This window comes from uncultured Roseobacter sp. (assembly GCF_947493125.1).
Lineage (GTDB): Bacteria > Pseudomonadota > Alphaproteobacteria > Rhodobacterales > Rhodobacteraceae > Roseobacter.
The window spans coordinates 36,208-58,212 of record NZ_CANLQB010000012.1 but is presented as its reverse complement, the minus strand read 5'-3'; the positions used below and the strand labels follow the sequence as shown (position 1 = coordinate 58,212).

Sequence of the window (22,005 nt, the reverse complement as noted above, 5' to 3'; positions counted from 1 at the left end):
TACTTCGCTTGCAGCGAATGCCTCCCCTAAAGGGCGCTTCGCAGCGACCGTTAGGGGAGGCCGCCGGCAGGTTTGGGCCGTCTTCATGTATGCGTGATCAGTCGTAAAGCCTGATTCTGCTCTTGCCACGATATCCTCTGCGAGCCCATTTCGCTTGATGCTTTACAATGCAAAAAAGTCAGCTTTGCCGGTCCACGCTTCTTATTGAAACCCTTTACTCAGTGGTCGCCACGACAAACCGGCCACAACGAAAATTCCGGCAGCAGCAACGAAGAACGGCGTAGTCAGGGCGGCGGGGCGTCCGAGCACATCCGTCGCCACATTTACGATAGCGCCCGATGCGACAAGGCCGAGCGGCATCATACCCCATGCGAACAGTCGATAGACGCTATTCACTCGACCGCGAATCTCATCCGGCACAACGCGCTGACGGTAGGAGATCGAGACCGTGTTCCAGACAATGCCAGTGAGGTAGAACAAGAACATCGCGGCCCCGACCATTATCGGCCCTGGCGCGAAGGCAATAAGTAGAAACAGCGGCGCAGCCGCCAGGTTCATCCATTTGGCCAGAGTGCCCTTCGAGAACATTTGCAGGAGCGGGGCGACGACCAAGCCGCCAACCACGCCGCCGATGGCTCCAATGGCCAATATCAGCCCATAAGCCGATGCGCCGGAATTGAGATTTTCCTGGACGTGCAGAACAAGCGCTATGATTGCCATTTCGGCAAAGAAGTTCCAGAAACCAGTCACCAGCACCAATACACGTAGCATTGGGTGCGCGATTACCAAACGGAACCCTTCCATCAGTTCGGCACGCCAGTTCTTCGGACGCTGCTGTCGGGGCGCGGCTTTGAATGATCCGGAAAGCGAAGCTGTGAGGAGTGCTGCGCCAAGTAGGGCGAGGGCAATGACCAAAAACGGCGACGGAAGGAAAAGCGCGATCAGGAACGCGCCAAAAGCGGGACCAACCATCTCGTTTCCAACTGTCTCGACGCTACCCAGAATCCCATTTGCCCGTTCCAATCTTTCGGGCCGAACAATTGTCGGAAGCATGGATTGAGCGGTGTTATCACGTGCGACCTCGGCAAATCCGATGACAAAGCCTAAGCAAAGTAGTGTCGCGTAGAGGGACATATTCTCCACGCCATTTTGCGATGGGTCTGAGAGTGGAAGGCTTCTCAATATCAGCAGGCCGCCGGCTGCGTAGGCACACGCGCGGATGATATCGCACAAGACGATCAACCGCTTACGATCGGCACGGTCCGCCATAATCCCGGATGGTAACGAGAAAAGCACCCATGGAACACGCAACGCAGCCGGGAGCAGGGCAATCCAGAGCGGGTCGCGCGTTAGCAAGGATGCAGTCCATGCCCAAGCAACGACGGCAATCCCGTCGCCCAGATTGGCTAGACCCACGGCAGACCCAAACCGCAGGAAGCGCCCACGTTGCTGGCTATGTCCTGCGCCTGTTTCGACCTTCACGCTCACTGTATTACCCTTCCATCTCAACGCTTTTTTTGATTTGATACTCCCTCAACTTAAGTTGAGGTCAAGGGTCGAATGAGCAAGTGTCGAGATGAGTCTTGTGTGGATGTATATGGACCCCGCCTTATTGCGACGGTCTGTTTGGTCTGGTTCAGGATCACGATTGCTGACGTATATCCGGCTTCTCTGAGCGGCCCGATCTATCGTCACCGCGAGCCCCGATGGATTTCCGCTTGCTCCCCCCTCATTGGCTCCAAGGCATCAGCTTAGCTGCGCCGATCCACACACCAGGTTCAAGAAGCAACGGTTCGTGTCGTTGTCACCATTCCATGCCAAGTTGCTGCAATATTCAGGTAGTCCCTTCGGTTTCTATGAGCGCCCTCAGTCGGTGAAGGCTGGTTGATACTCTGTGCGACCTGACAAGACGGCCCAGACGATCCTGGCATTCTTGTTGGCCAGCGCGACAGCAACCACATTTGGGTGCCGACGGTCACGCATCCGTTCGATCCACAAGCTTCTCGCGTCCGTTTTGCCACGTGCTTTCCGAAGAACTGCACGAGCGCCATGGATCAACAGGGTGCGTAAGTATCGGTCTCCGCGTTTGCTGATCCCAATCAGGCGGGATTTGCCGCCACTGGATCGCTGTTTGGGAACAAGTCCAAGCCAGGCTGCAAATTGCCGTCCGTTCCGGAAGCACGTCCGGTCACCCACAGCGGCGACCAGAGCTGTAGCTGTTATCGGCCCGATCCCCTCGATCTTGCCAATACGCTGGCACATCTCGTTGACCTGAAAGAGGTTTCGGATGCGCTTTGTGTAAGCTGCAATGCGCTGATCCAATTCAATGAGTTCTTTTCGCACGTCGCGGACCAGTTCGACGAGCATCGCGCCCAGCATGTGATCGCCATCGGCAATCTGCGACAATGCACACCGAATCTTTGAGATGTCTCGGGCGATGACGAGGCTGTGCTCAGTCAACAGCCCTCGGATTTGGTTCACCAATCTGGTCCGATCCGACACCAGTCTCTGGCGGATACGATGAACGGCCTGGATCTCAAGCTGTTCCGCGGACTTGGCCGGTACGAAGCGCATCGACGGTCTGCCGATGGCTTCGCAAATCGCTTCGGCATCGTTGCGATCGTTCTTGTTGGATTTGACGTAGGGCGTCACAAACTGCGGTGAGATCAGGCGAACTTCATGACCAAGTTCTTCAAAGACCTTGGCCCAGTAGTGCGATCCGCTGCATGCCTCCATTCCAACTATGCAGGGCGGCAAGTCAGCAAAGAACTGGGTGACGGCATCGCGTCGCAATGTCTTTTTCAAGATCACCTTGTCCTGAGCATCCACGCCGTGGACTTCGAAGATGATCTTTGCCAAGTCCAAACCAATCCGCACAATTTTCATGATATGTCTCCTCGCTTTGCAAATGCGCAATCGTCGCCGCCCGAGGGCGGCGCGGTCCATACCATTGGCTCCTGCATTGCAAGCGATTTTCGTGATTGCGGTGGTCTGTCAGTACAGTCGTGTGTCCGGCCTGTTTGTGCGGCATTTGCCACTGGCCCTGATGAGTTCCGCGAGCAAGGTTCCTATCGGCTAAACGACCTCGGGGGCCGCGACATTGGTCGGAGTGTCCTTACTCTTGGGTGACTTCGTTTCGCATCATCGTATCAATCGTCTTGCATCTCAGGGCAGGATCAAACGACCGGCTGCCGGTATTCCCCTCGTTTCGTTCGGAGTGCCCAGATGATCCGGGCGGATTTGTTGGCAATGGCGACCGTCGCCAGCCGGCAGGGCTTTTCGTCGAGCAGCCTGGCGGTCCAGGTGTCCGCTTTGTCCGGTTTGTTTCTCGCCAGCAGCGCGCGCGACGTCATTCCGACGATCAGCAGCTTTCGTCGGTGCGGACGAAACCCGCACAGCATGGATTGACTGAACTGATTTGAGCCCCGTCAGATACAATCGTTTGTCCGGGACGTCTGCGCGGTAAATTCGACCGCTGGCCATGATGGAATCCGCTGACCACATCCAAACCGCTTTCTGGACAACGGTGCGTCCTTGGCCTCCATCGAGCGACTAGAAGCGAGCCGTGCAAAGCGGGAATGTGTCGCACGTGCCTGAGGGAACTCGGCATGGCCTCTCGCGTTGTCGATCGAACTAGAAGCAAACCCGAGGTGCAACATGCAGCAGATAACCACAATTAACCCCGCGACTGAACAGACTATCACATCCTATGACGTGATGAGCTATGATATGGCACTGGCGAAGCTAGACCGCGCCCATAATGCCTTTCTGAAGTGGAAGACGATCACGTATGAGGAAAGGGGTCAGCACTTGCGTAAAATCGCAACGGTTCTGCGTGAGTCCAGCGACGATCTGGCCGAACTGATGACCCAAGAGATGGGAAAACTCTTGCGTGACGGAAAAACCGAGGTCGAACTCTGCGCGCAAATCTTTGAATATACTGCGGAGCACGGACCTTCAGTCTTGGCGGACGAAGAACGCAGTCATAGTGGTGGCGATAAGACGGGCATCGTTACTCATTGCCCGATCGGCGTCATTTACAGCATCCAACCATGGAACTTCCCAATTTATCAGCCGGTGCGTGTGCTCGCGGCCAACCTGATGGCAGGCAACGCGGTTGTACTAAAACACGCGGAGATTTGTACTGGGAGTGGCCTTAAACTCAAGGAAGTCTGTGATGCTGCAGGACTTCCTGAAGGATTGTTCGAGGTAATCATCATCGATCATGACACGTCAGACAAGATCATCGAACACGATCTGGTGCGGGGCGTCACGATGACCGGAAGCGACGGTGCGGGTAGTCACATCGGTCAGCAGGCAACAAAAAATCTCAAAAAATCTGTCTTGGAGTTGGGATCGAACGATGCCTACGTCATCCTTCAAGATGCCGACATCGACTTGGCGGTGAAAACGTGCCTGCAGGGGCGTCTTTACAACAACGGACAGACCTGCGTTTCTGCCAAGCGTTTTATTGTGACAGATGCAGTATACGACCCGTTCGTCGAGGCCTTCGTCGATCAGATGAAGGACGTTGAGTTGGGCGACCCGATGAACGAGGAAACCGAACTCGGCCCCCTGTCGAGCAAGGATCAGTTCGATACTATCTGCAAACAAGTCGAGGATAGCCTTGCGCATGGCGCTGAGCTGCTTTGCGGCGGCCACCCACCAGAGCGCACAGGGCAATACTATCCCGCGACAGTACTGGCGAATTGCAAGCCTGGCTCTCCGGCCTATGACGACGAACTCTTTGGACCCGTTGCCTCGATCATTCGGGCGAAGGACGACGAAGATGCGATGCGCATCGCGAACGACAGCCGGTATGGTTTGGGCGGTGGTCTGTTCACCTCCGACCAGAACAAAGCTATTCGCCTGGCACGAGATCATTTCGATACTGGCATGGTGCGTATCAACTCTTTCGGTGCAGCTGATCCCAACATGCCCTTCGGCGGCGTCAAGGACTCCGGTTTCGGTCGCGAACACGGCGGCTTCGGCATGAAGGAATTCACCAATGCAAAAGCAATCTATTTGCCTTGAGCCGCAAAATTTGAACATCCAACACGTGAAAGGCATCATATGTCAGATCAACACGAACGTTTCTGGGAAATTTTGGAACACATGCAAGTCTGCATGGTCACGACAGAAGACGGCGGTCTTTTGCGCTCCCGGCCGATGGCACCCTTCATCGATACGGGAGAGAAAACGATCCAGTTCGTGACCGATAGCGACAGCGCCAAAATATATGAGATGAACGCGGACGCCAACATTGCGCTGAGTTTTGTCGACAGCAACAAAATGCTGTTCGCATCAGTGTCCGGTAGAGGGGTCGTCAGTCGCGACCGCGCGTTGATCCGTGAACTCTGGGGTCCCTACTGCGATGTGTTTTTCACGGGCGGTGCGGAGCATGCGGATGTGGCGGTAATCCGGGTTGTGCCTGCGCAGGCGGAATATTGGGACAACGACAAGAATAAGATCGCCATGGCCGCCGAGTTAACGCGCGCTTACTTCACCGAAGCCGGACCAGATCTCGGAGAGAACGCAAAGCTAGATCTATGAGCCCCTGAACATTATGAACTTACCGGCCGCACCGAACGCGTGCGGCCTTTTTTGCGCGGCGTCCATATACACCGTGTATCGCTCCTGTGGCCTTCTGCGTCGTACTTTACTTCGGCGAAGGCCGGTTGCCTCGTAGCGGTTTGACCGCGGCTTCGAGCATGATTTGGCAGTTTTAGATAAGCCATGCGCAAGCTCCTTTTCGTGGATGTCAACTAAAGCTTTCTTGGTTCGCTCCTCGAAGGGCAGGGCGCTAGGATCACGCTGGAAGAAGTGTGATGGATTTCTTCGCGAACAGATTTCTGGATCTTAAAGGGTTTGAGCTATCTCCTTCGCGCCCGACCAACTCCAAAAACTAGAAAAGGAATATCGGATGAATGTGGGTCGGATCACTGCATTTGAGCCATGTCTATCTTTATAAGGCTGTATCGCGCCGAGGACGCTTGCAATTGATGCCCGAGTGTCGAGCTGTTGCATCAAACGTCTAGTGCGACGAGTCACATTTCAGCATCTTGTCCCATGCACGCGGCGGGTCTGAACCTGGATGACAGGGTTCGTCGGGACCGTGGATCGAAGCCGTTTCTCACGGCCCACGCTATTGTGATTGGGGAGGCGTGGACACGATGGCGCACTCGAACATTGTAATGTGATGATCTCTCGCCGAAGAATGTTCATGTCCGCCGTCGCTGCCGCAGCAATACCACGCGTTGTACACGCCCAGGAAGCTGAACTCCAAAAGGCTATCGACAGCCTCCCACAGCTCTACTCGCTTCAAGTCCAGCATCACGACGAACTGGTCTTCGCCGAAGCTCCTCGAGGGCCGGGATTGGAGCGGTTGGCAAACATAAAGTCGTGTTCCAAAAGCATTGTCGCCTTGCTGTTGGGGGCGGAACTGGATCGCGGCACCTTCGCGTCTGTCGAGGTCACTCTGGGTGACGCTGCTCCCGGCATACTGCCCCCAAGTGCAGCGCCAGGCGCAGCTGACATCACCCTCGAGGATCTCGTTACGCTCCGCGCAGGCCTAGGTCGTACATCGGGACCAAACTACGGAGAGTGGGTGAGCTCATCGAATTGGCTTGCATACGCACTTTCACGTCCAATGGTCGATGTGCCGGGTGGCCGAATGCTCTATTCTACTGGTTCTACACACATTCTGGGCGCCGTGCTAACCGAAGCAACGGGCCTAAGCCTGCTTGAGCTTGCACGCACTCATCTCGGTGGACCGCTTGGGATAGAAATCCCGCCATGGACGCGCGATCCCCAAGGGTACTACCTCGGCGGCAATGAGATGGCACTGCATCCGACCGCTATGTTGAAGCTTGCGGTACTTATGCGCGATGAAGGTCGGTTTGATGGCAGACAGGTGGTCTCACGTGACTGGATCAAAGCTTCTACCGAACCGTGGGCCCGCTCACCTTGGTCTGGCCTGTCCTATGGTTACGGTTGGTTTCTGTCGCCTTCCGGCTACATCTTGGGCCGAGGCTACGGGGGACAGATTATCGCTGCGCACCCAGAACGAGGCCTGGCAGTCGCAATTACCTCCGATCCGACTCAGCCTGCGAGGTCAGGTGGATACTTTGGGGACCTTATGAGGCTTCTCGACGGTCCAATTCTCGCCTTGGCATAGAGCGGACTGCCCTCAAGTTTGCGTGCTCCCGTCAAGAGTGGCATGGCAGGACAGACCTGAAGCAACACACATCTGTTTGACGCCGGGAAGTGGTCAGCACTATCGCTCATCCACCGCACGCCAGCCTGCTGCCATCGCCTCGGCTTCATCACAAAACCAGCGCTCTCCCTTTCCGACATCGATCTTGGTGTTGCCATAGTTGGGAGACCAGGGGGTGTGATAGATTTTCAGCCTATCTTTGCCCGATCCAATATTGCCTTTGATTGGGCATTTGCCGTCTGGCGCTTCGGCAAGAGCTCTATTCCACTTGTCGTCCCGGTAGGCCCAAGGCGTTTGTGTTTCGGCCTGCCATACGCCAAATGCATGAGACCAAGCAGTGTCCTCTAGACCGACATAGTCTTGGCTATATTCAACGAAGGCCCAGGCAAGACCTTCGCGCATCAGTGTGGCGGCGAGATCCACACCATCCGCTTTGCATCGTGCGATGATCCTTCCATACGGATCGCGGTCCAACGCCTCGCATGCGATCTCCGCGCCCTCGATAAGGTCGGACAGACGATCCATTGCGGTGGCACCGCAACGCCAAGTGCCGTTCCCCCGCGCGTTGCAGGATTGCCCCTTCTCTGGCGCGTCGATGCCATGAAGGCGGATCAGAACGGGACCGATCTCCAGCGTGTCCCCATCGAAGACCCGCACTTCCCCTTCAATGGCAATGGATTGCAGATTCGCAAGCGCTGGAGAAAGAAACAGGAGTAAGGCGAGAGCTCCGCTTCCCAACTTGCCGGGCAGTGGTCCAGCCAGCCCCCAATTAAAAGCGATTGGCCATTCGCAGCCTAAACGCATGCAAACAAGCCTTCGGATTTGAACGAGAACTCACTGTCCGCGCCAATAATGACATGATCATGTATGGTCACGCCAACGCAGAGACAGGCAGAGGTGATCTGTTCCGTCATTTCAATGTCCTGTCGGCTGGGCGACGGATCGCCCGAAGGGTGGTTGTGCACCAGAATGAGCGCGCTTGCGTTGAGCTCCAGGGCTCGTTTGACAACTTCGCGCGGGTAGACCGGAACATGGTCCACAGTGCCCTTCGACTGCTCTTCATCCGCGATCAGAACGTTCTTGCGGTCCAGAAACAGAATTCGAAACTGTTCGGTCTCTCGCCGGGCCATCGCGGTTCGGCAGTAGGTGATCAGGTCATCCCAGGATGTCACCACTTCTCGCTCGAGGACCTTTCCCTGCGCCATGCGGTGTGCCAGAGCCTCCGCGAGGCGCAGTTGGTAGTAGACTTTGTGTGTCGCACCTTCGACTTTCAGCAAGCGTGGCTCGGAAGCAGCAATCACACCGTTGAGATCGCCGAAGGTCGCAAGGAGGCGTTTCGCCAGCGGTTTGACGTCGATGCGTTCGATGGCATTGAAGAGAAGCAACTCCAGCAACTCGTACTCTTCCATCGGGCTATGCCCGCCTTTCAAAAATCGGGTCCGAAGGCGCTGCCTATGGCCCCAGTAATGCGGCACCTTGTTGCCGTCGGCGTCGAGAACCAGACCGCCGCCTGCCGCGGCCTCGTCTGACAGACGTTCGGTTTTCTTGTAAGATCGCGAGAACGCTGGCTTCAGCTCAGCATCGGGCGGCGGTATCCGGGCCTCCAGGTCCGCAAGGCCCAGCTGGGCCTCTTCAGAGAAGCCAGCGAAGCGTACGGACCGCGGTCGTCGCGTGGCGCTTTGTCCGAGGCCACGCCCCTTGCCCAGTTTGGAAAGTCCCGACGCAAACCAATTTGTCATAAACCCCTCCCGAGTTATCAAGATGCGATCAGGATGGTGCCGTTTCATGGTTAACGTCGGATTAAAGCCTGCTCCGCGCCTCAGAGGAACGCAGATGGAACAGAGTGCCCAGTCGCCAGCGCCCCACACCACATCGCATTGACCCCGGGCGATCCACGTTAATACTTGGGGGCACAAGTGATCTGTCGTCTGAGGGTCTGATGCAATTCCACCTGAACGGCTTTCGTACTGGCGATCCGACCGTCCTGCCAGCTAATTCGACGGCAGGAGAGACGGCCAGCGACGTGGATGTTCTCATCGTTGGGTGCGGCCCGGCAGGGCTGACACTGGCAGCGCAATTGTCGGTTTTCCCTGGGATTTCCGTGCGCATCGCGGAACGCAAGTCAGGTCCGTTGAAGGTTGGGCAGGCCGATGGCATCGCCTGCCGGTCGATGGAGATGTTCCAAGCATTCGGTTTTGCTGAGAAGGTCATGAAGGAGGGTTACTTCGTCAACGAGGTCACGTTCTGGCGCCCCGGCGAAGAGGGCGAACCACTCGCCCGCACCGAGCGCATCAACGATGTCGAATATGATCTGTCCGAGATGCCGCATGTCATTCTCAGCCAGGCAAGGGTGCACGAATTCTATCTCGAGATCATGCGCAACGCGCCAAACCGACTTGAGCCTGACTAAAACACTGAGCTCACGTTCGTTATTCGTGCGCAGGATCCCGCGTTTCCCATCACAGCCAGGTTCAAATGTCTGGATCAGGATGGTGCAACAGAAACCATCCGTGCCCGCTATGTGGTGGGCTGCGATGGAGCGCGCAGCACGGTCCGCGAGGCCCTTGGGCAGAAGTTGCGAGGGGCGTCCGCACGCCAGCTCTGGGGGTTATGGATGTTTTGCCGCCCACGGATTTCCCCGACATCCGTCTGAAGTGCGCCATTCAATCGGCGGAGGCAGGCAGCCTCCTGATCATCCCGCGGGAAGGCGGCTACATGGTGCGCCTCTACATTGAGCTAGATGCTCTGGGCGGCGGTGAACGTGTCGCAGACCGTGGTGTTACCGCAGACATGCTAATCGGCAAGGCTCAGCAGATTCTGTCACCTTACAGGTTCGAGGTGGCCGAGGTTGCCTGGTGGTCCGCCTATGACATCGGCCAGCGGATCTGTGACGCATTTGATGATGTTTCAGACGCCCAGCGCGGCAAGAAGCAGCCTCGGATATTCATCGCGTCAGATGCGTGCCACACCCACAGTCCAAAGGCGGGGCAGGGCATGAACGTCTCGATGGCCGATGCCTTCAATCTCGGCTGGAAATTGGGTGCTGTTCTAAGGCAGCAAGCTCTACCGGAGCTACTGGACACATAGTCGGAAGAACGCCACGCAAAAGCGCAGGAGCTGATCAACTTCGACCGAGACATGGCGCGGCTTTTCAATGCCAGGCCGAAGGACGCCGAGGAGGTGGAGCTGTTCCAGCAATACTTCAAGACACACGCGCGCTACACGGCTGGCGTCGAAACGCGATATGCGCCGTCGATGATCACTGGAACGACACAACATCAGGATCTTGCAAAGGGGTTCGTTGTCGGCACGCGCTTCCATTCTGCACCTGTCATTCGCCTTGCCGATGCGCGGCCCATGCAACTTGGTCATACGGTCAAGGCCGACGGTCGGTGGCGTATCGTTGCCTTCGGAACAGCGCGCGATACCGGGGCGCCGGGTGGGCCGGTGGCCGAGCTTTGTGCGGCACTGACGGCTCCTTCAAGCATTCTGGACCAGGTCACGCCGGATGGGGCAGACATCGACAGTGTCATCGAGACACTGGCAGTGTTTCAAGTGCCTCACCGCGAGATTGAGCTACAGAACTTACCGCGCCTTTTGCTGCCGATAAAGGGCAAGCTGAAGTTGACCGACTATGAGAAGGTCTTCTGCCCTTGCGTTGAAGCCCCGAATATCTTTGATCTGCGCGGCGTCAACCGTGCGCAAGGAGCGGCGGTTGTAATCCGACCGGATCAATACATCTCGCAGGTTTGCCCTCTCGATGCCGCAGACACCCTGGGAGGTTTCTTTAGAGGGGTTCTGCGCTTTGCCAGAATTGACTGCAAATGACCGGGCCGACGTCTCCGTAAGGTCACGACAAGCTTAGGACCCTACGGCTTGGAGCCGACATGATGCCTGACAGATCAGACTACTCGCATAATATTCTGATTTATGACTCGACGTTCTAGGCCCAGAGGAAAATTGATGAAGCCGCCTTTCCAACTCCTATCAGGATCGCTGTTTCCTCTTGGCAGGTTATCCGTTGCTCGGCTTGATCTTAGCAATTGGCTCAAGGCGGAACTCGGGCAGGGGGCTCGTCGGTCCTTTGCAGCCAGCGGACCAAGGGCACAGCCAAAAACTTAGGGCAAATTCTGCGCAACCAGGCGAATTTCTTTAGTTGATCATATCCGTGATCACCGCCGTTCCAGGGGGCGTCGGACCACTCATCGCCCTAAGTTCGGCGCTAGCGCCGGACAACGGTATCTCCCTTGCAACCATGGGGTTCAAGTCGACTTCGCCCCGCTCAATCAACCCTAGCAACGAGGGGTACTTCCATGAAGGCATCCCGCGTGTTCCAAAAAATGAGAGCTGTTTCGCATAAATGGCTCTCATGTTGACCTGCATAAGCCCCCTCGGACCTGCAGGCATACCGATCTGCACATGTCTCCCAAGAGTTGCCAAACACTCAACAGATGCGTTTGTGGTCGTTTCAATGCCGAGGGCCTCGATGGAAACATGTGCGCCACCGCCAGTAATTTCGGTTATCCCTTCGGCCACATCTGATTTGGCTGCGTTCACGACAGCATCTGCACCCAAAGTCTTCGCGTGGTCCAATTTTTCTTCGACAATATCGACGACGACCACTCGCGCTCCCAGCATCTTTCCCAGCAGCAAGGTCGCGAGACCGACCCCACCTGTGCCATGAACCGCAAGCCATTCGCCGGTCTTAAGATTTGCCCGGTCGGTCAAAGCGTGCCAAGCCGTTGTTACGCGGCATCCAAGTCCAGCAGCCAGAGCGGGCGACATGGTTTCTGGGAGATAGACCAGGTTATGATCGAAAGGCGCCGCCACGTACTCAGCATAGGCACCCGGTGCACTGAATCCTGGCACGATCTGGTTCTTGCAGGTGTTTGACACGCCGGTTTGGCACGCCGGGCAGCTACCACAGGCCAGAATGAAGGGAGCGATCAGACGGTCCCCAACTCTGTGTTTCGCTTGCGCACCGGCTTCCACGACCGTCCCACAATACTCGTGACCCAGAATTGAGCCATTTACCACGAAGGGATGATCACCAGTCCAACCATGGTAGTCGGAACGGCAGACACCACATGCCAAAACTTCAAGTACAACACCGCTCTCTGGACATGCTGGATCATTCACGGTCTCGAGTGACAGATCTTCGTTGAAATTTCGGACAATGGCAGCGCGCATGTTGCAATCCAATGGTCTATTCGTCGGACACCGCTCAAGCGGTTTAGAGCCGAATGATCCCAGCATGTAGCGATATCAATGTAAATAACATCGACAGGTCTCGAGCCGCCAGAAGTGACAGCCGACCAGCGGCTTTTTCAGCGATGTGTGAATTCGAGTTGCTCCTAACTTCGCGCCTGCGACGAAGACCCGGAGATAGTCAGCTTGAAAGTCAATGCAGACGACATCGAGCAAAGCTCGGCCAATCAGCCCATCATTCTGGTCCTTTCTCACAAGACCAGGTTCAGTCGTGGTCTCCATGTGCAGTCGAATTCCGGGCTACGACAGACATTCGTAGACCGCACAATGTTTTGGTATCAGCCGGTCGAAGCAACCAAACCACATTGTCGTAGTCTAACATCAATATAGCGCAATGTCAGATCGTCTGATCGCGATTAGTCCTTCGGCATGTTCATCATGCATGTGATAGGTGGTGTGCTTGCCTCGACCTTTCGCACGCTCCAAACGCCTGAACGGGCGGCACTGCCAGTCCTTGAAGCTCTTTCTAAGCTAGCAGGGGGTAACTGGAAGCTTTGCGCGCAGACGCTAATCTCTGACAAGTTTCGCGATGTTTGTGGTTCAATTCGATGCGCTATTGGTCGCCGGGATCAACGCCGCGCAGGAGTGTCTCATCAACCTGGTCGCCATGTAGTACCGACACGTCACCGGTGGTCTCAAGGACCACTGCTTTTACCGAAGACACCTCCAGCGCGTTGGCCTCGCGCAATTTTGCAATCAGATCGGTCTCGGTGACACGTGTGCGCTGAAGCGCTGCATGCAGTATCTCACCGTTGCGCATCAATAGAACTGGAGAGTTCTGGAGCGTTGCATCCAGTGCGTCCGAACGCTTGCGCAGATAGGCGACGCTAAACTGCGCCGCGAAGAGGGCTGCCATCGCCGTCAACGTTTGAATTAGATCGACCCATTTACCAGTTTGAGCGGCACCCGCAAGCAGCGAACCCATTGCAATCGTCATCACAAAATCGAAGTTCGTCATTTTTGAGAATGAACGTAATCCCACCATACGGACAAGCAGGATGATCCACGCAAGCCCGAGTGCGCTTAACAGAAGTCCCTTAGCGATCGCATCGGCCCCATCGTGATCGAAGAACATTGCGTTTTCCTTATTGTGGGGTTTCCGGGTAGCGGGTTTCCTTGGAAACCGAGAGCAGCATCAAGCTGTACGACACAACCCAGACCACGGCGATTAGCCCCAACCCTCGCTCGTACGCGCCATCGTATTCGGTTGGCATGAAAAAGAAGATGGGCGCGCCAATGACCCAAAGCGCTGCGCAGCCATAGCTGATCACACCATATCTCCTTGCGATGCTTGAAAGACCACGAGCCATGGCGAGAAACAGCAACGCAAACAGCGCCCCAAGGACGTAGACGACGTAAATGTGGATCACGATGCCCTCGTTGTCATTGTCGCCATATTCGTTTCGTGCGCCAATCACGACGACACACATCGCTAGAAGCGTGAGGCAGGTGATACCGATGTTCCAACGGGTCCCATCAAGATGCAGATTTGCGGCCGCGATCGCACACGCAATCAGCGAGCCCGCAAAGCCGTAGAGCGCAATATCCTGAATGATTTCGTATTTTCCGGCGGCCAAATCGCTGACCGTGTTTGCAATCCAGTCATGACCCGGAACGACTATGCTTCCGATAAGATTTCCCAAGACCAGAGCGAGGGCTCCCGCAATCGCCAGCCAAGCTGAACCTAACAGCAGCATGGAGTTGGGGGTGTCAATCTTGCGCGTCAAACTGGGGCCTTTTGTGTTGGGAGTTGGGTGAGCGGAGCTTTCAGGGCGATCGATGTGCGTTTTGCCGACATTGAATAGATATCAGCTACCGGGCGCCTGCAAACCGCTAAGAAGTTAATCTCAGACAGTATGGAGTATGAAAGCGGTCTTGTTTGGCCCGACATAGTGCATGACGATCAGATCAAATTTCATCAATCCAACGCGCGTGTTCTGGAAAATTCGTGATTTCCGCTACATGTTCAAATTTACGAACAACGGAATGCACATCATGGTCGTGCCAGAATCTTCTGAAACGCGCACGTGGCGGATGACGCCGGACCTCTTAGGCTTCGTGAACCAAGAAGGTCGGTTTGTTGAAACGAACCCCGCATGGCAGACAGTCTTAGGCTGGAGCGTTGAAGAAATCCGGTCAATGATCTTCATTGATTTTTTGCACCCTGACGATGTCGCACGCACGATAGCGTTGTTTGAGTCCATGAAGCAGGGTGGGGCGGCGCTGCACTTCGAGAACCGGTATCGCTGCAAGGATGGCAGTTATCGCTGGCTGTCGTGGGTAGCAGTGGAAGAAGGCGATATGTTTTTTTGCTCCGCAAGAGACATCACGGCAGATAAAGAACGCTCCCGCGCTTTGAAGACTCAAGAAGACCAAGCATTGCTGCGCGAGCAGTTCGTGGCGATCTTGAGCCATGACTTGCGGAATCCGCTCGCCGCGATTGGATCAGCGGTTCGGATCGCGAGCCGCGATGGCCCGGACGAGAGAGTGTCTGAAATGTTGGCGTCCATCACGAGTAGCGCCGACCGGATGGCGAAGCTTATCGATACAACGCTTGATTTTGCACGCGCCCGTCTGGGTGAAGGTATACCTATTCATAAAGAACCGGCGCTGGATTTAGCGGCAGGCCTCGAACAGGTCGTCGACGAAATACGGTTGGCCCATCCTGCGCGTAATATCCAGTTTACCTGCAATCTGCCAGAAACAGTTGTTTGCGATCCGACCCGCATTAAGCAGTTGCTTTCGAATCTGCTAGGAAATGCGGTGACCCATGGATCGCGAAGCCGACCGATCATTGTGGAGGCACAGTCTTCTAAAGACAGATTTGAGTTGTATGTGACAAACTCCGGAAAATCGATCCCTGACTCTCATCGGGCAACGATTTTCGAACCCTTCTCGCGTGGCAAGGAGGATACCTCACTTCAGGGTCTTGGACTGGGTCTCTACATCAGCGACCAGATCGCGAAATCACACGATGGCAGCCTTTCGGTTGACTCGGACACGGACCGGACTGTCTTTAGTCTCTCGATACCAGCATAAGCCGTAGGTTAAGTTTCGGCGGGGTAACGATAGTGGGACCCAATATCGTCAAAAGCTGTCTTTCAAATCCATTCCATCAGGCGTCCGCAATGCGGGACAAAGCAGACTTGTGCAGGTGCAGCTTTCGCTGACGCAGAAACCATTCGCATCTGCGACATGCGTTTCGCTGCATTGCAGCCAATTTCGCCGAAGCGGTCCTTTGGCTTGCCAATTGAGACACCCAGAAAAACCGCCCGAACGCCGCGTGATACGGTAGCCAGGACGAAAGCTGAGTAAGGCTAGTCGGCACGCTCAAACAGAGTTTCGACCAACGACTACACCTGCGTGTGTCGCCAGTAGATATCCGCGGATGCGCTCTGTGCCCGTACTGTCCCAGATTAGTCCGAGGAGTTGCACGACATACAGCGAAACACATTGTGAACCTCCAACTGGACTGCGCGGAGATTTGTGGATTCCGCCTACATCGGTGAAGTCATTGATCTTCAACACGGACAACTACCTCCATAGCGAGAAGATCGGTACCTTCTCCATGGTAGCTTCCGGCAACCGGAGCGACCTGTGATATGTTCCGCGCAACGGCCACCGGAATCAGATTGGCCGACCCCACCGACATGTTCGTTGGGTCGAACGGGATCCAGCCTGCCCCGGGAACGAAGACTTCGACCCATGCATGCGTAGAGCCCGAGCCAGCAGATCCTCGTCGGATATCATTGGGGGCGTAGACGTATCCGGACATCAGGCGCGCCCCAAAACCCAGTGTTCGCATAGCCTCGGCAAATAGGACCGCAAAATCGCGACACGTCCCGTAGCCACGGTCGAGGGTCTCAAGTGGTCCTTGCGTGCCTTCGCGCTCGCGGCTCTGATACGCGATCTGCGCTGTGATGCCATTGCTGACGTCCTTCAAGAGCGACAACGTATCCGTTGGCCTGCGCATCACGAATTGCTCGACCCAGTTTGACAGGCGCCCTGCGTCGTCTTGGTATTGTGGTGCAGAAAGCGCCCCGAGATCTTTCCAGTCTTCGGCGGAGTAAAGGAATGGGTATGACGTCGCAGAGGCCGCGATCGGGAAGACAGGCCAGTCAGGTGCAGTGAGGACGGCGGTCGTATGCGACCGGATCGATAGCGTTTCCGTTGTGGCATCGAAATTGGCGATGGCGATGGCGTTTCCAGCGACATCGTGGGACCAGTCGATGCGAGCCGTCGGCGTGATATCAAGATCGAAAGCCGTCAATGTGAGGTCCCGCGTTTCGCGAGGACGCAACATCAGCCTGTGCGGTCCAAGGACCACGGCGACGCGATAGCGATAGATGGTCGTATGTGTGATCGTAATCGTTGGCATGCAGCAGATCTAAGTCGACCGACCGCCGGAGCGAGACCGACCTGTGCTGACCCCTTCGGGCATTGCCGCGCGCCATGCTGTCGTTCCTTTGCATCTTACACAGATGCGCTGGCCGAACCCTTCGCTCCAAAACGAAGCACTACAAGCCAAGCAGAACCGCGGCTTCGGCACATCGCCGAGCGCGCGGCTGGGTTGATCCATCAGGATATCGTCGACTTTTGCTTGCATCAGATCCTCGCGTTCATTTGGTCCCTGAAATTGCGTTGTGGGCATCATACGGAAACGGATGATGTGCGCGGTCGGCACGGCATCCCTTCATTCTCGGCGTCATGAATGTCCGAAGCGTTCCGCGAAGCCCCCCGCGCTGTTGCGTTTTCGGCCTCAGTATCCGCGTCACCCCTGTCAGTCTGTGTCGTCCCCGATCCCGAGTAGAGATGGCGCAATTGAGCCTCGGACACCCCGTCGGCCTGCATGACGAGTTGCACCATCGGATCGGCCAGCATTTCTTCGAGAAAGACCTGTGACAGGTCCTTGCCGGACAGTTTGTCTCTCGCACGGGCGCGGTCAAGATCGAGAAGCGACACAGTCAGGCTCCGTGTTAATCCCGGATGGGACAGGCGTGGATGCAAATGGACCACGACGGAGGCCTTCCAGGCCTGAGGGTCCTTGTGATCAGGTGGTGAGGCGAATTCAGTCTCGATATCATACTCTCCGGCGGGAAGCGTTTCGTCGAAGCCAGGAAGATTGAAAGGCCGGTCAAAAACCGCGATGGTTTTCGCTCTTTGTTCGTCCATTGCGTTTGATCCTTTCAATTGAACAGTTTTCCATGACATCGAGCAAAACCAGCCCTTTCCGGTGCATGCGTCAGGTTTTCTTCGGACCCGGAGAACCCGGTTTCGCAGCAGCGTCCGGCGCCTTGAGTGCCGGTTCTTTTTTCGACGGTTCCGCAGGTTTGGCTTTCAGTATGGCAGCAGCTTTGGTGGTCAGGTCTTTGAAAGACATGCTCTTCATCCTTTTTGGGTTTTCCGCTGGAATTTCCGGGCCTCGATCAGGCACGAATTCTCGAGTGCGGCTTATTGGTATATGTGTATTGACCGGCCCTTTTACCATAGCGCGGTGTGGGACTAGTCGGCGGGGTATGATCTTCGTAGGCCCCGCCGACGACCATTGTGGGTGTCATACCAAGGTCAGGAAGGGGTGGGCCTCGCGGTCCTTTGCACTTCCGTTCATCTTTTGCTTGCCATGAACAACCTTGGCGACATCTGGGGCGCTCATCGCCCGCATGAGGGCGCTGTAGTTCATGCCCATTTTCATCTCGGAGCCAACGGGCACAGCGGCTTTGGCTGAGTCGACAACGGTGTGGTCGCTGGTCGCGCCAATAAACGCCGTTCCCGGGGAAAACATAAGACCGCTTGCGTCGGTGTCTTGCTGCCCGACAGCAAGGATGGTTCGGGCTCGGAGGTCATCACTTCGAACCAAATTGAGCATCCCAAGCTCCGGAGCAATTGACATGGTCGGCGCTGGGCTTGGTTTGCGGCTTGTTTCGATCACTTCGGCAAAAAGGGTAAAGGCATCCGTATGAAGGCCAGTGATCGGATGCCCAGTCACGGGGTCGGTGCCCAGAAGGATCGCCTCACCCAGACGCAGGTTGTCGACCCGCCCAGTTGAAACGTCGCCAAGCGCCCATGGCAAATTGGCCGAGCCTCCTCCTGACACAAGATCTACAACAGGTCCGCAGGCGCCTTCGACTTGGTCGGCCAGTCTCGAGAGCATGGCCATGTCACCGGCCGTCGGTGCAACGTCGCCCAGGCAGGCAAAATTTGCAGCGATGCCTTTGAGAGCGACACCGGGTGTTGCGATGACCTGAGCGGCGAAGTCATTGAGGTTCTCTTGTAAAATGCCTTCGCGCATATCGCCCATTTCGACCATCAGGATGACATCGTGCGAGGCACCCTGTTCCTTTGCGGCTGCGCCAAGCTTCAGGATCGTGTCCATCTCTGTGTTATAGCTCGCGTCGCAATACTGGATGACGTCTTCCATCTCGCTCAGTAGCGGCGCGCGGATCAGCGAAATTGGGCACGTGATCCCCGCGGTCCGCATCCGCACGACGTTTTTGATGCGTGCGTCGGCCAGACTGGCAACGCCACCGTCCAGCATTGCCTCGGCTACGTCAGGATGCCCACACACTGCCTTGGTCACACCGGTGACCGAGATTCGACGAGCTCCAAGACGTCGGACGAGACATCGCGCGTTGGCCTGGATCTTGCCCAGATTAACTTCCACTCGCGGCGAGGTCATTCTGCGGCCGCGAGAGGCACGGGCCGCAACTGCGGAAAGGCGGACAGTACCATGTCGCTGAGGTGCACTTCTGGCCGAGTCAGCGCGTCCGTCACCGGAATGCCGAGGTCGCGCGAAAGACTGTCAATTGCACCAATGACCTCGGTGCGCGTCATCGCTTCGTGATTGAGTGTGATTCCAATCACCCGTGTGTCAGCAAAAGCTTCGATCAGGGCGATTTCGCTTTTCGGCCCGGGCATCGGCATGGCGGGAAAGTCGCAGCGATGAGCGCGTTTCGGCGCATGTTGAAGAACAACACCGTGCGGCTGGCTGCCGCGCAGAATGAATGCCGACGTGCAAAAAGCCGGGTGGCTGAGCGCACCTTGTCCTTCGATCAGGATGACATCCGGGTCTTCGCCGTGAGACGCCGCGACAATCACGCGTTCAAGTTCCCCGCAGCAAAACTGCGGTGGCACGGCGTCCATGGCGATGCCGTATTTTGCGCCCTGCATAAGTCCCGTCTGGCCGGTGCCGACGAGGACGGTCTTGATTCCACGCTCGTTCAGTTCCCTGGCCAGAATGGTCGCTGTCGTCCGCTTGCCAATCGCACAATCCGTTCCCAGCACGGCGATGCGGATGGCCTTCACCTCGGACACGCTTCCGTCAAACAGGCGCATGTCCTTGCTTGGTCGGGGCTTGCGGATATCCCGGATCGTCACGTTGGCCGCGTCGGCAGCACCTCTGATCTCGGGATCGTCACCGAGATATTCGTGCAGGCCACTGACGACGTTCATGCCAAGCGCGATAGCATCCAGCACGACCTCCCGATCTGCCGGTGACATCTTGCCAGTGGAGGGGGCCATCCCATAGATCAAAGTGTCGGGGATATTTACCTCTCGCGTAACCGCAGCTTCGAGGTCTTCGACGACCGGGATGCCGTTGCGCACATTGTCCAGCACCTGCCCGCTGTCGCGCCCATCAAGTTTGCTGTCTATGACCGAAAGAATGCGGTAGGCTTGGCTGTGACGGACAAGCCCGTTTGCGGTCTTGCCGTCGATCTGTCCGAAGTTCCGCTCACAATAGACAACCGCTGTGGGCACCCCGTATGTCACAGCATTTTTGGTATGAGATCGACGGGACGCGTATACGTCAGGCGGGGCTTGCGGCCCCATCGTTGACAGCCTTGTCGTCGGTCTTTCTCGATTGTCAGATTCCACGATTATTCCTTTGCCAAGCGGGTTTACCCGGGTACGATCACATGAAGCGTTCGGGCGGGTGAGCCGCGTTTCGGTTCTAATTGCGAGCGCTAGTCGTTCAGGACGCAACGCCCCTGCGATCGCTGGAAGTTCCTGTGGCACGCCCACCGGTTTCCCGATCTGTCGAGATGCGCATTGTCGGGGAGGTCGATCTCTGTACAGCCGACGTCAGACTCTGCAAAGCCGCGATTACACTTCCAGCCCGGGCCATAGCTTGCATCGTCGAAATAGGCATTCTCCGGGACCACAACAACCTCACAGATGTCATCGCGTTCGAAATAGCCCCGCTCACATGTCCAGGGCTGGCCATACGATGACGCGTTCAGAAAGGCATTGTCGGGAACCGCGATAGCGGCACATGTCTCACCTTCGACCTGGTAGCCGCGGTTGCAAAGCCAAGCGGCGCCATAGGAGTCGGCCGACAGATACGCATTGTCCGGCGCAACGACTTCCAGGCAAATGCCGTCGACCTTAATGTAGCCGCGCAAGCACCTCCATCTTTGTCCTGAAGGGTCGAGATAGCCGCCTTCGGGCACGACGACCTCAAGACAAGCCGGGCCATCGACCTCCTGAAATCCGTGCAGACACTCCCAGCCCTTGCCGTAGGTCCGGTTGGTGGAATAGGCATTCTCCGGAACGATGATGGCAAGGCAGGCATCGCCGTCACGCCGGTACCCACGATCACACTCCCATCCCTCGCCATAGCTTTTGGGCTGCGCATTCGCCGGCATCGGGGCAGCCTGAGATTGGGCGAAAGACGGCGATCCGATTGCAATGAGCGCGACGAATGCGAGCGCCAGGAATTCCGCGGAGGCTATTGCAGAGCGGGACGACACCATTGCAAGCGCGCCTGCGATGCCCTTAGACGAAACAGGCGACAGTTTGAGGTCACTACGATGCATCAAGCTCGAGACCTTCGATACAAGCCTGCGCCAGTTCGCGGTTCGGACCCTCAGACCCTGGCATCGTCGCCCAGCCTGTTTCCATGACAACGTCGCGCCGCTTGAACGATGATGCCTCACGGATTGTGGCGAGCTTTGCAATGCGTTCATTGTCGGTTCGGGACATGTCGAGGCAGAAGGGCACGAGCGCCGCGATAACTCGGTCCTCCGCCATCTCGCTTGCCATCTCCTCAGCGCCGCCTCCGGTCATCCAGCCGCCCCAGGAAAATCCAACAATGCCGACGAGCGCCGCGCCAAGGAGCGCGCCGTAAATACCGGGTTTCAGCCATTCGGGTGTCGTCATGTCTTGTCCTCCTGCGGGGAAAGCGCCGCTTCGCTGTCATTGATAGTTTCCGAGAGGGCCTGATCACATGCAATTGCGTGCTCCAGATCCTCCTTTGTGGTCAATTGCATCGTCGTTTGACCCGTGTTGCTCCCTCGCCCCCGGACCATCAGGTATGTCGCAGTGCGCCGGTAAGCTTCGAAGCTGAGGCTTTGCATAAGCTCTTCCTCGACAACGATTTCATACGTGCCGGCCGCAAGCTCCCGCTGGCTGTCGCCAATCATGAAGTCGTTGGAAAACGTCACCATTGATCTGGTAGAACGCGTGAGCATCCCAGGCCTCCATTGAACAGAATGTTAAACTTTCCGCAGCCGCCATTATGGCCA

At 56.5% G+C, this 22,005-nt stretch carries 22 protein-coding genes and 1 pseudogene; 8 read left to right on the top strand and 15 right to left on the bottom strand.

Annotated elements, in window-relative coordinates:
- Positions 1 to 201: 201 nt before the first annotated feature.
- Positions 202 to 1,488, bottom strand: a complete 1,287-nt coding sequence (locus tag Q1A71_RS21150; RefSeq protein WP_299681449.1) for an MFS transporter — start codon at positions 1,486 to 1,488, stop codon at positions 202 to 204.
- Positions 1,489 to 1,866: 378 nt separating this feature from the next.
- Entirely contained in the window at positions 1,867 to 2,886 is a 1,020-nt protein-coding gene (locus tag Q1A71_RS21145; protein ID WP_299681447.1) for an IS110 family transposase, read from the bottom strand.
- Positions 2,887 to 3,225: 339 nt separating this feature from the next.
- Here Q1A71_RS21145 and Q1A71_RS21140 point away from each other — a divergent pair, with 339 nt between their 5' ends.
- From Q1A71_RS21140 to Q1A71_RS21125, 4 genes are all read left to right on the top strand, one after another.
- The gene (locus Q1A71_RS21140) at positions 3,226 to 3,408 is read left to right on the top strand and encodes a hypothetical protein (RefSeq protein WP_299681445.1); all 183 of its coding nucleotides are present in this window, start codon (positions 3,226 to 3,228) and stop codon (positions 3,406 to 3,408) included.
- A 249-nt stretch (positions 3,409 to 3,657) separates the two neighbouring features.
- On the top strand, positions 3,658 to 5,034 hold the full coding sequence (locus tag Q1A71_RS21135) for an NAD-dependent succinate-semialdehyde dehydrogenase (protein WP_299681443.1): 1,377 nt from the start codon (positions 3,658 to 3,660) through the stop codon (positions 5,032 to 5,034).
- Between the two features lie 39 nt (positions 5,035 to 5,073).
- Positions 5,074 to 5,553, top strand: coding sequence for a pyridoxamine 5'-phosphate oxidase family protein (locus Q1A71_RS21130; RefSeq protein WP_299681441.1), 480 nt, complete (start codon positions 5,074 to 5,076; stop codon positions 5,551 to 5,553).
- A 646-nt stretch (positions 5,554 to 6,199) separates the two neighbouring features.
- A complete protein-coding gene (locus Q1A71_RS21125; RefSeq protein ID WP_299681439.1) occupies positions 6,200 to 7,177 on the top strand; it encodes a serine hydrolase in 978 nt (325 codons plus the stop codon).
- Between the two features lie 99 nt (positions 7,178 to 7,276).
- Here Q1A71_RS21125 and Q1A71_RS21120 read toward each other — a convergent pair whose 3' ends face one another.
- Positions 7,277 to 8,020 carry a thermonuclease family protein gene (locus tag Q1A71_RS21120; protein ID WP_299681437.1) on the bottom strand — a complete coding sequence of 248 codons (744 nt, stop codon included), beginning with the start codon at positions 8,018 to 8,020 and terminating at the stop codon, positions 7,277 to 7,279.
- The gene (gene radC / locus Q1A71_RS21115) at positions 8,011 to 8,955 is read right to left on the bottom strand and encodes a DNA repair protein RadC (RefSeq protein WP_299681435.1); all 945 of its coding nucleotides are present in this window, start codon (positions 8,953 to 8,955) and stop codon (positions 8,011 to 8,013) included. Before radC ends, Q1A71_RS21120 begins: the two co-directional genes overlap by 10 nt.
- Before the next feature lie 200 nt (positions 8,956 to 9,155).
- Here radC and Q1A71_RS23715 point away from each other — a divergent pair.
- The 3 genes and pseudogenes from Q1A71_RS23715 (at position 9,156) to Q1A71_RS23705 (ending at position 11,044) form a co-directional block, all read left to right on the top strand.
- Positions 9,156 to 9,869 (top strand): annotated as a pseudogene (locus tag Q1A71_RS23715) (FAD-dependent monooxygenase).
- The gene (locus tag Q1A71_RS23710; RefSeq protein ID WP_366140322.1) at positions 9,827 to 10,303 is read left to right on the top strand and encodes an FAD-dependent monooxygenase; all 477 of its coding nucleotides are present in this window, start codon (positions 9,827 to 9,829) and stop codon (positions 10,301 to 10,303) included. The pseudogene Q1A71_RS23715 and the gene Q1A71_RS23710 overlap by 43 nt, the downstream one beginning before the upstream one ends.
- A gap of 51 nt (positions 10,304 to 10,354) precedes the next feature.
- Positions 10,355 to 11,044 carry a hypothetical protein gene (locus tag Q1A71_RS23705; protein WP_366140321.1) on the top strand — a complete coding sequence of 230 codons (690 nt, stop codon included), beginning with the start codon at positions 10,355 to 10,357 and terminating at the stop codon, positions 11,042 to 11,044.
- Positions 11,045 to 11,368: 324 nt separating this feature from the next.
- Here the strand turns inward: Q1A71_RS23705 and Q1A71_RS21105 are convergent, their stop codons facing one another.
- The 3 genes from Q1A71_RS21105 to Q1A71_RS21095 form a co-directional block, all read right to left on the bottom strand.
- The gene (locus tag Q1A71_RS21105; protein WP_299681433.1) at positions 11,369 to 12,406 is read right to left on the bottom strand and encodes a zinc-dependent alcohol dehydrogenase family protein; all 1,038 of its coding nucleotides are present in this window, start codon (positions 12,404 to 12,406) and stop codon (positions 11,369 to 11,371) included.
- Between the two features lie 631 nt (positions 12,407 to 13,037).
- Entirely contained in the window at positions 13,038 to 13,559 is a 522-nt protein-coding gene (locus tag Q1A71_RS21100) for a YetF domain-containing protein (protein WP_299681431.1), read from the bottom strand.
- Between the two features lie 10 nt (positions 13,560 to 13,569).
- Positions 13,570 to 14,211 carry a DUF998 domain-containing protein gene (locus tag Q1A71_RS21095; protein WP_299681429.1) on the bottom strand — a complete coding sequence of 214 codons (642 nt, stop codon included), beginning with the start codon at positions 14,209 to 14,211 and terminating at the stop codon, positions 13,570 to 13,572.
- A gap of 169 nt (positions 14,212 to 14,380) precedes the next feature.
- Between Q1A71_RS21095 and Q1A71_RS21090 the strand changes: the two genes are divergently transcribed.
- Positions 14,381 to 15,523, top strand: a complete 1,143-nt coding sequence (locus Q1A71_RS21090; protein WP_299681427.1) for a PAS domain-containing sensor histidine kinase — start codon at positions 14,381 to 14,383, stop codon at positions 15,521 to 15,523.
- Positions 15,524 to 15,995: 472 nt separating this feature from the next.
- On the opposite strand, the gene Q1A71_RS21085 is transcribed toward Q1A71_RS21090, so the two are convergent.
- The 8 genes from Q1A71_RS21085 to Q1A71_RS21050 all read right to left on the bottom strand — a co-directional run bounded on the left by Q1A71_RS21085 (position 15,996) and on the right by Q1A71_RS21050 (position 21,951).
- The gene (locus Q1A71_RS21085) at positions 15,996 to 16,862 is read right to left on the bottom strand and encodes a transglutaminase family protein (RefSeq protein ID WP_299681425.1); all 867 of its coding nucleotides are present in this window, start codon (positions 16,860 to 16,862) and stop codon (positions 15,996 to 15,998) included.
- A gap of 272 nt (positions 16,863 to 17,134) precedes the next feature.
- Entirely contained in the window at positions 17,135 to 17,656 is a 522-nt protein-coding gene (locus tag Q1A71_RS21080) for a hypothetical protein (protein ID WP_299681422.1), read from the bottom strand.
- Between the two features lie 70 nt (positions 17,657 to 17,726).
- Positions 17,727 to 17,864 carry a hypothetical protein gene (locus tag Q1A71_RS21075; RefSeq protein ID WP_299146666.1) on the bottom strand — a complete coding sequence of 46 codons (138 nt, stop codon included), beginning with the start codon at positions 17,862 to 17,864 and terminating at the stop codon, positions 17,727 to 17,729.
- Between the two features lie 174 nt (positions 17,865 to 18,038).
- Entirely contained in the window at positions 18,039 to 19,145 is a 1,107-nt protein-coding gene (locus Q1A71_RS21070) for an alanine/ornithine racemase family PLP-dependent enzyme (RefSeq protein WP_299681418.1), read from the bottom strand.
- 11 nt (positions 19,146 to 19,156) lie between these two features.
- Positions 19,157 to 20,239 (bottom strand): DUF1611 domain-containing protein, encoded by a 1,083-nt coding sequence (locus Q1A71_RS21065; protein ID WP_299508263.1) that lies wholly within the window; start codon positions 20,237 to 20,239, stop codon positions 19,157 to 19,159.
- 206 nt (positions 20,240 to 20,445) lie between these two features.
- Complete coding sequence (locus tag Q1A71_RS21060) at positions 20,446 to 21,297, bottom strand: hypothetical protein (protein ID WP_299681414.1); 852 nt, start codon at positions 21,295 to 21,297, stop codon at positions 20,446 to 20,448.
- Complete coding sequence (locus tag Q1A71_RS21055) at positions 21,287 to 21,640, bottom strand: hypothetical protein (RefSeq protein WP_299681412.1); 354 nt, start codon at positions 21,638 to 21,640, stop codon at positions 21,287 to 21,289. The genes Q1A71_RS21060 and Q1A71_RS21055 overlap by 11 nt, the downstream gene beginning before the upstream one ends.
- Positions 21,637 to 21,951: a hypothetical protein gene (locus Q1A71_RS21050; RefSeq protein ID WP_299681409.1), complete on the bottom strand. Its 315-nt coding sequence runs from the start codon at positions 21,949 to 21,951 to the stop codon at positions 21,637 to 21,639. The genes Q1A71_RS21055 and Q1A71_RS21050 overlap by 4 nt, the downstream gene beginning before the upstream one ends.
- Positions 21,952 to 22,005: the final 54 nt, after the last annotated feature.

Coding starts and splice junctions, on each gene's coding strand:
- Q1A71_RS21050 (WP_299681409.1), bottom strand. CDS start 21,951: ATGCTCACGCGTTCTACCAGATCAATGGTGACGTTTTCCAACGACTTC.
- radC (WP_299681435.1), bottom strand. CDS start 8,955: ATGACAAATTGGTTTGCGTCGGGACTTTCCAAACTGGGCAAGGGGCGT.
- Q1A71_RS21135 (WP_299681443.1), top strand. CDS start 3,658: ATGCAGCAGATAACCACAATTAACCCCGCGACTGAACAGACTATCACA.
- Q1A71_RS21075 (WP_299146666.1), bottom strand. CDS start 17,864: ATGTCTTTCAAAGACCTGACCACCAAAGCTGCTGCCATACTGAAAGCC.
- Q1A71_RS21085 (WP_299681425.1), bottom strand. CDS start 16,862: ATGCCAACGATTACGATCACACATACGACCATCTATCGCTATCGCGTC.
- Q1A71_RS23710 (WP_366140322.1), top strand. CDS start 9,827: ATGGATGTTTTGCCGCCCACGGATTTCCCCGACATCCGTCTGAAGTGC.
- Q1A71_RS21090 (WP_299681427.1), top strand. CDS start 14,381: ATGACGATCAGATCAAATTTCATCAATCCAACGCGCGTGTTCTGGAAA.
- Q1A71_RS23705 (WP_366140321.1), top strand. CDS start 10,355: ATGGCGCGGCTTTTCAATGCCAGGCCGAAGGACGCCGAGGAGGTGGAG.
- Q1A71_RS21080 (WP_299681422.1), bottom strand. CDS start 17,656: ATGGACGAACAAAGAGCGAAAACCATCGCGGTTTTTGACCGGCCTTTC.
- Q1A71_RS21100 (WP_299681431.1), bottom strand. CDS start 13,559: ATGTTCTTCGATCACGATGGGGCCGATGCGATCGCTAAGGGACTTCTG.
- Q1A71_RS21060 (WP_299681414.1), bottom strand. CDS start 21,297: ATGCATCGTAGTGACCTCAAACTGTCGCCTGTTTCGTCTAAGGGCATC.
- Q1A71_RS21120 (WP_299681437.1), bottom strand. CDS start 8,020: ATGCGTTTAGGCTGCGAATGGCCAATCGCTTTTAATTGGGGGCTGGCT.
- Q1A71_RS21140 (WP_299681445.1), top strand. CDS start 3,226: ATGATCCGGGCGGATTTGTTGGCAATGGCGACCGTCGCCAGCCGGCAG.
- Q1A71_RS21145 (WP_299681447.1), bottom strand. CDS start 2,886: ATGAAAATTGTGCGGATTGGTTTGGACTTGGCAAAGATCATCTTCGAA.
- Q1A71_RS21125 (WP_299681439.1), top strand. CDS start 6,200: ATGATCTCTCGCCGAAGAATGTTCATGTCCGCCGTCGCTGCCGCAGCA.
- Q1A71_RS21105 (WP_299681433.1), bottom strand. CDS start 12,406: ATGCGCGCTGCCATTGTCCGAAATTTCAACGAAGATCTGTCACTCGAG.
- Q1A71_RS21130 (WP_299681441.1), top strand. CDS start 5,074: ATGTCAGATCAACACGAACGTTTCTGGGAAATTTTGGAACACATGCAA.
- Q1A71_RS21055 (WP_299681412.1), bottom strand. CDS start 21,640: ATGACGACACCCGAATGGCTGAAACCCGGTATTTACGGCGCGCTCCTT.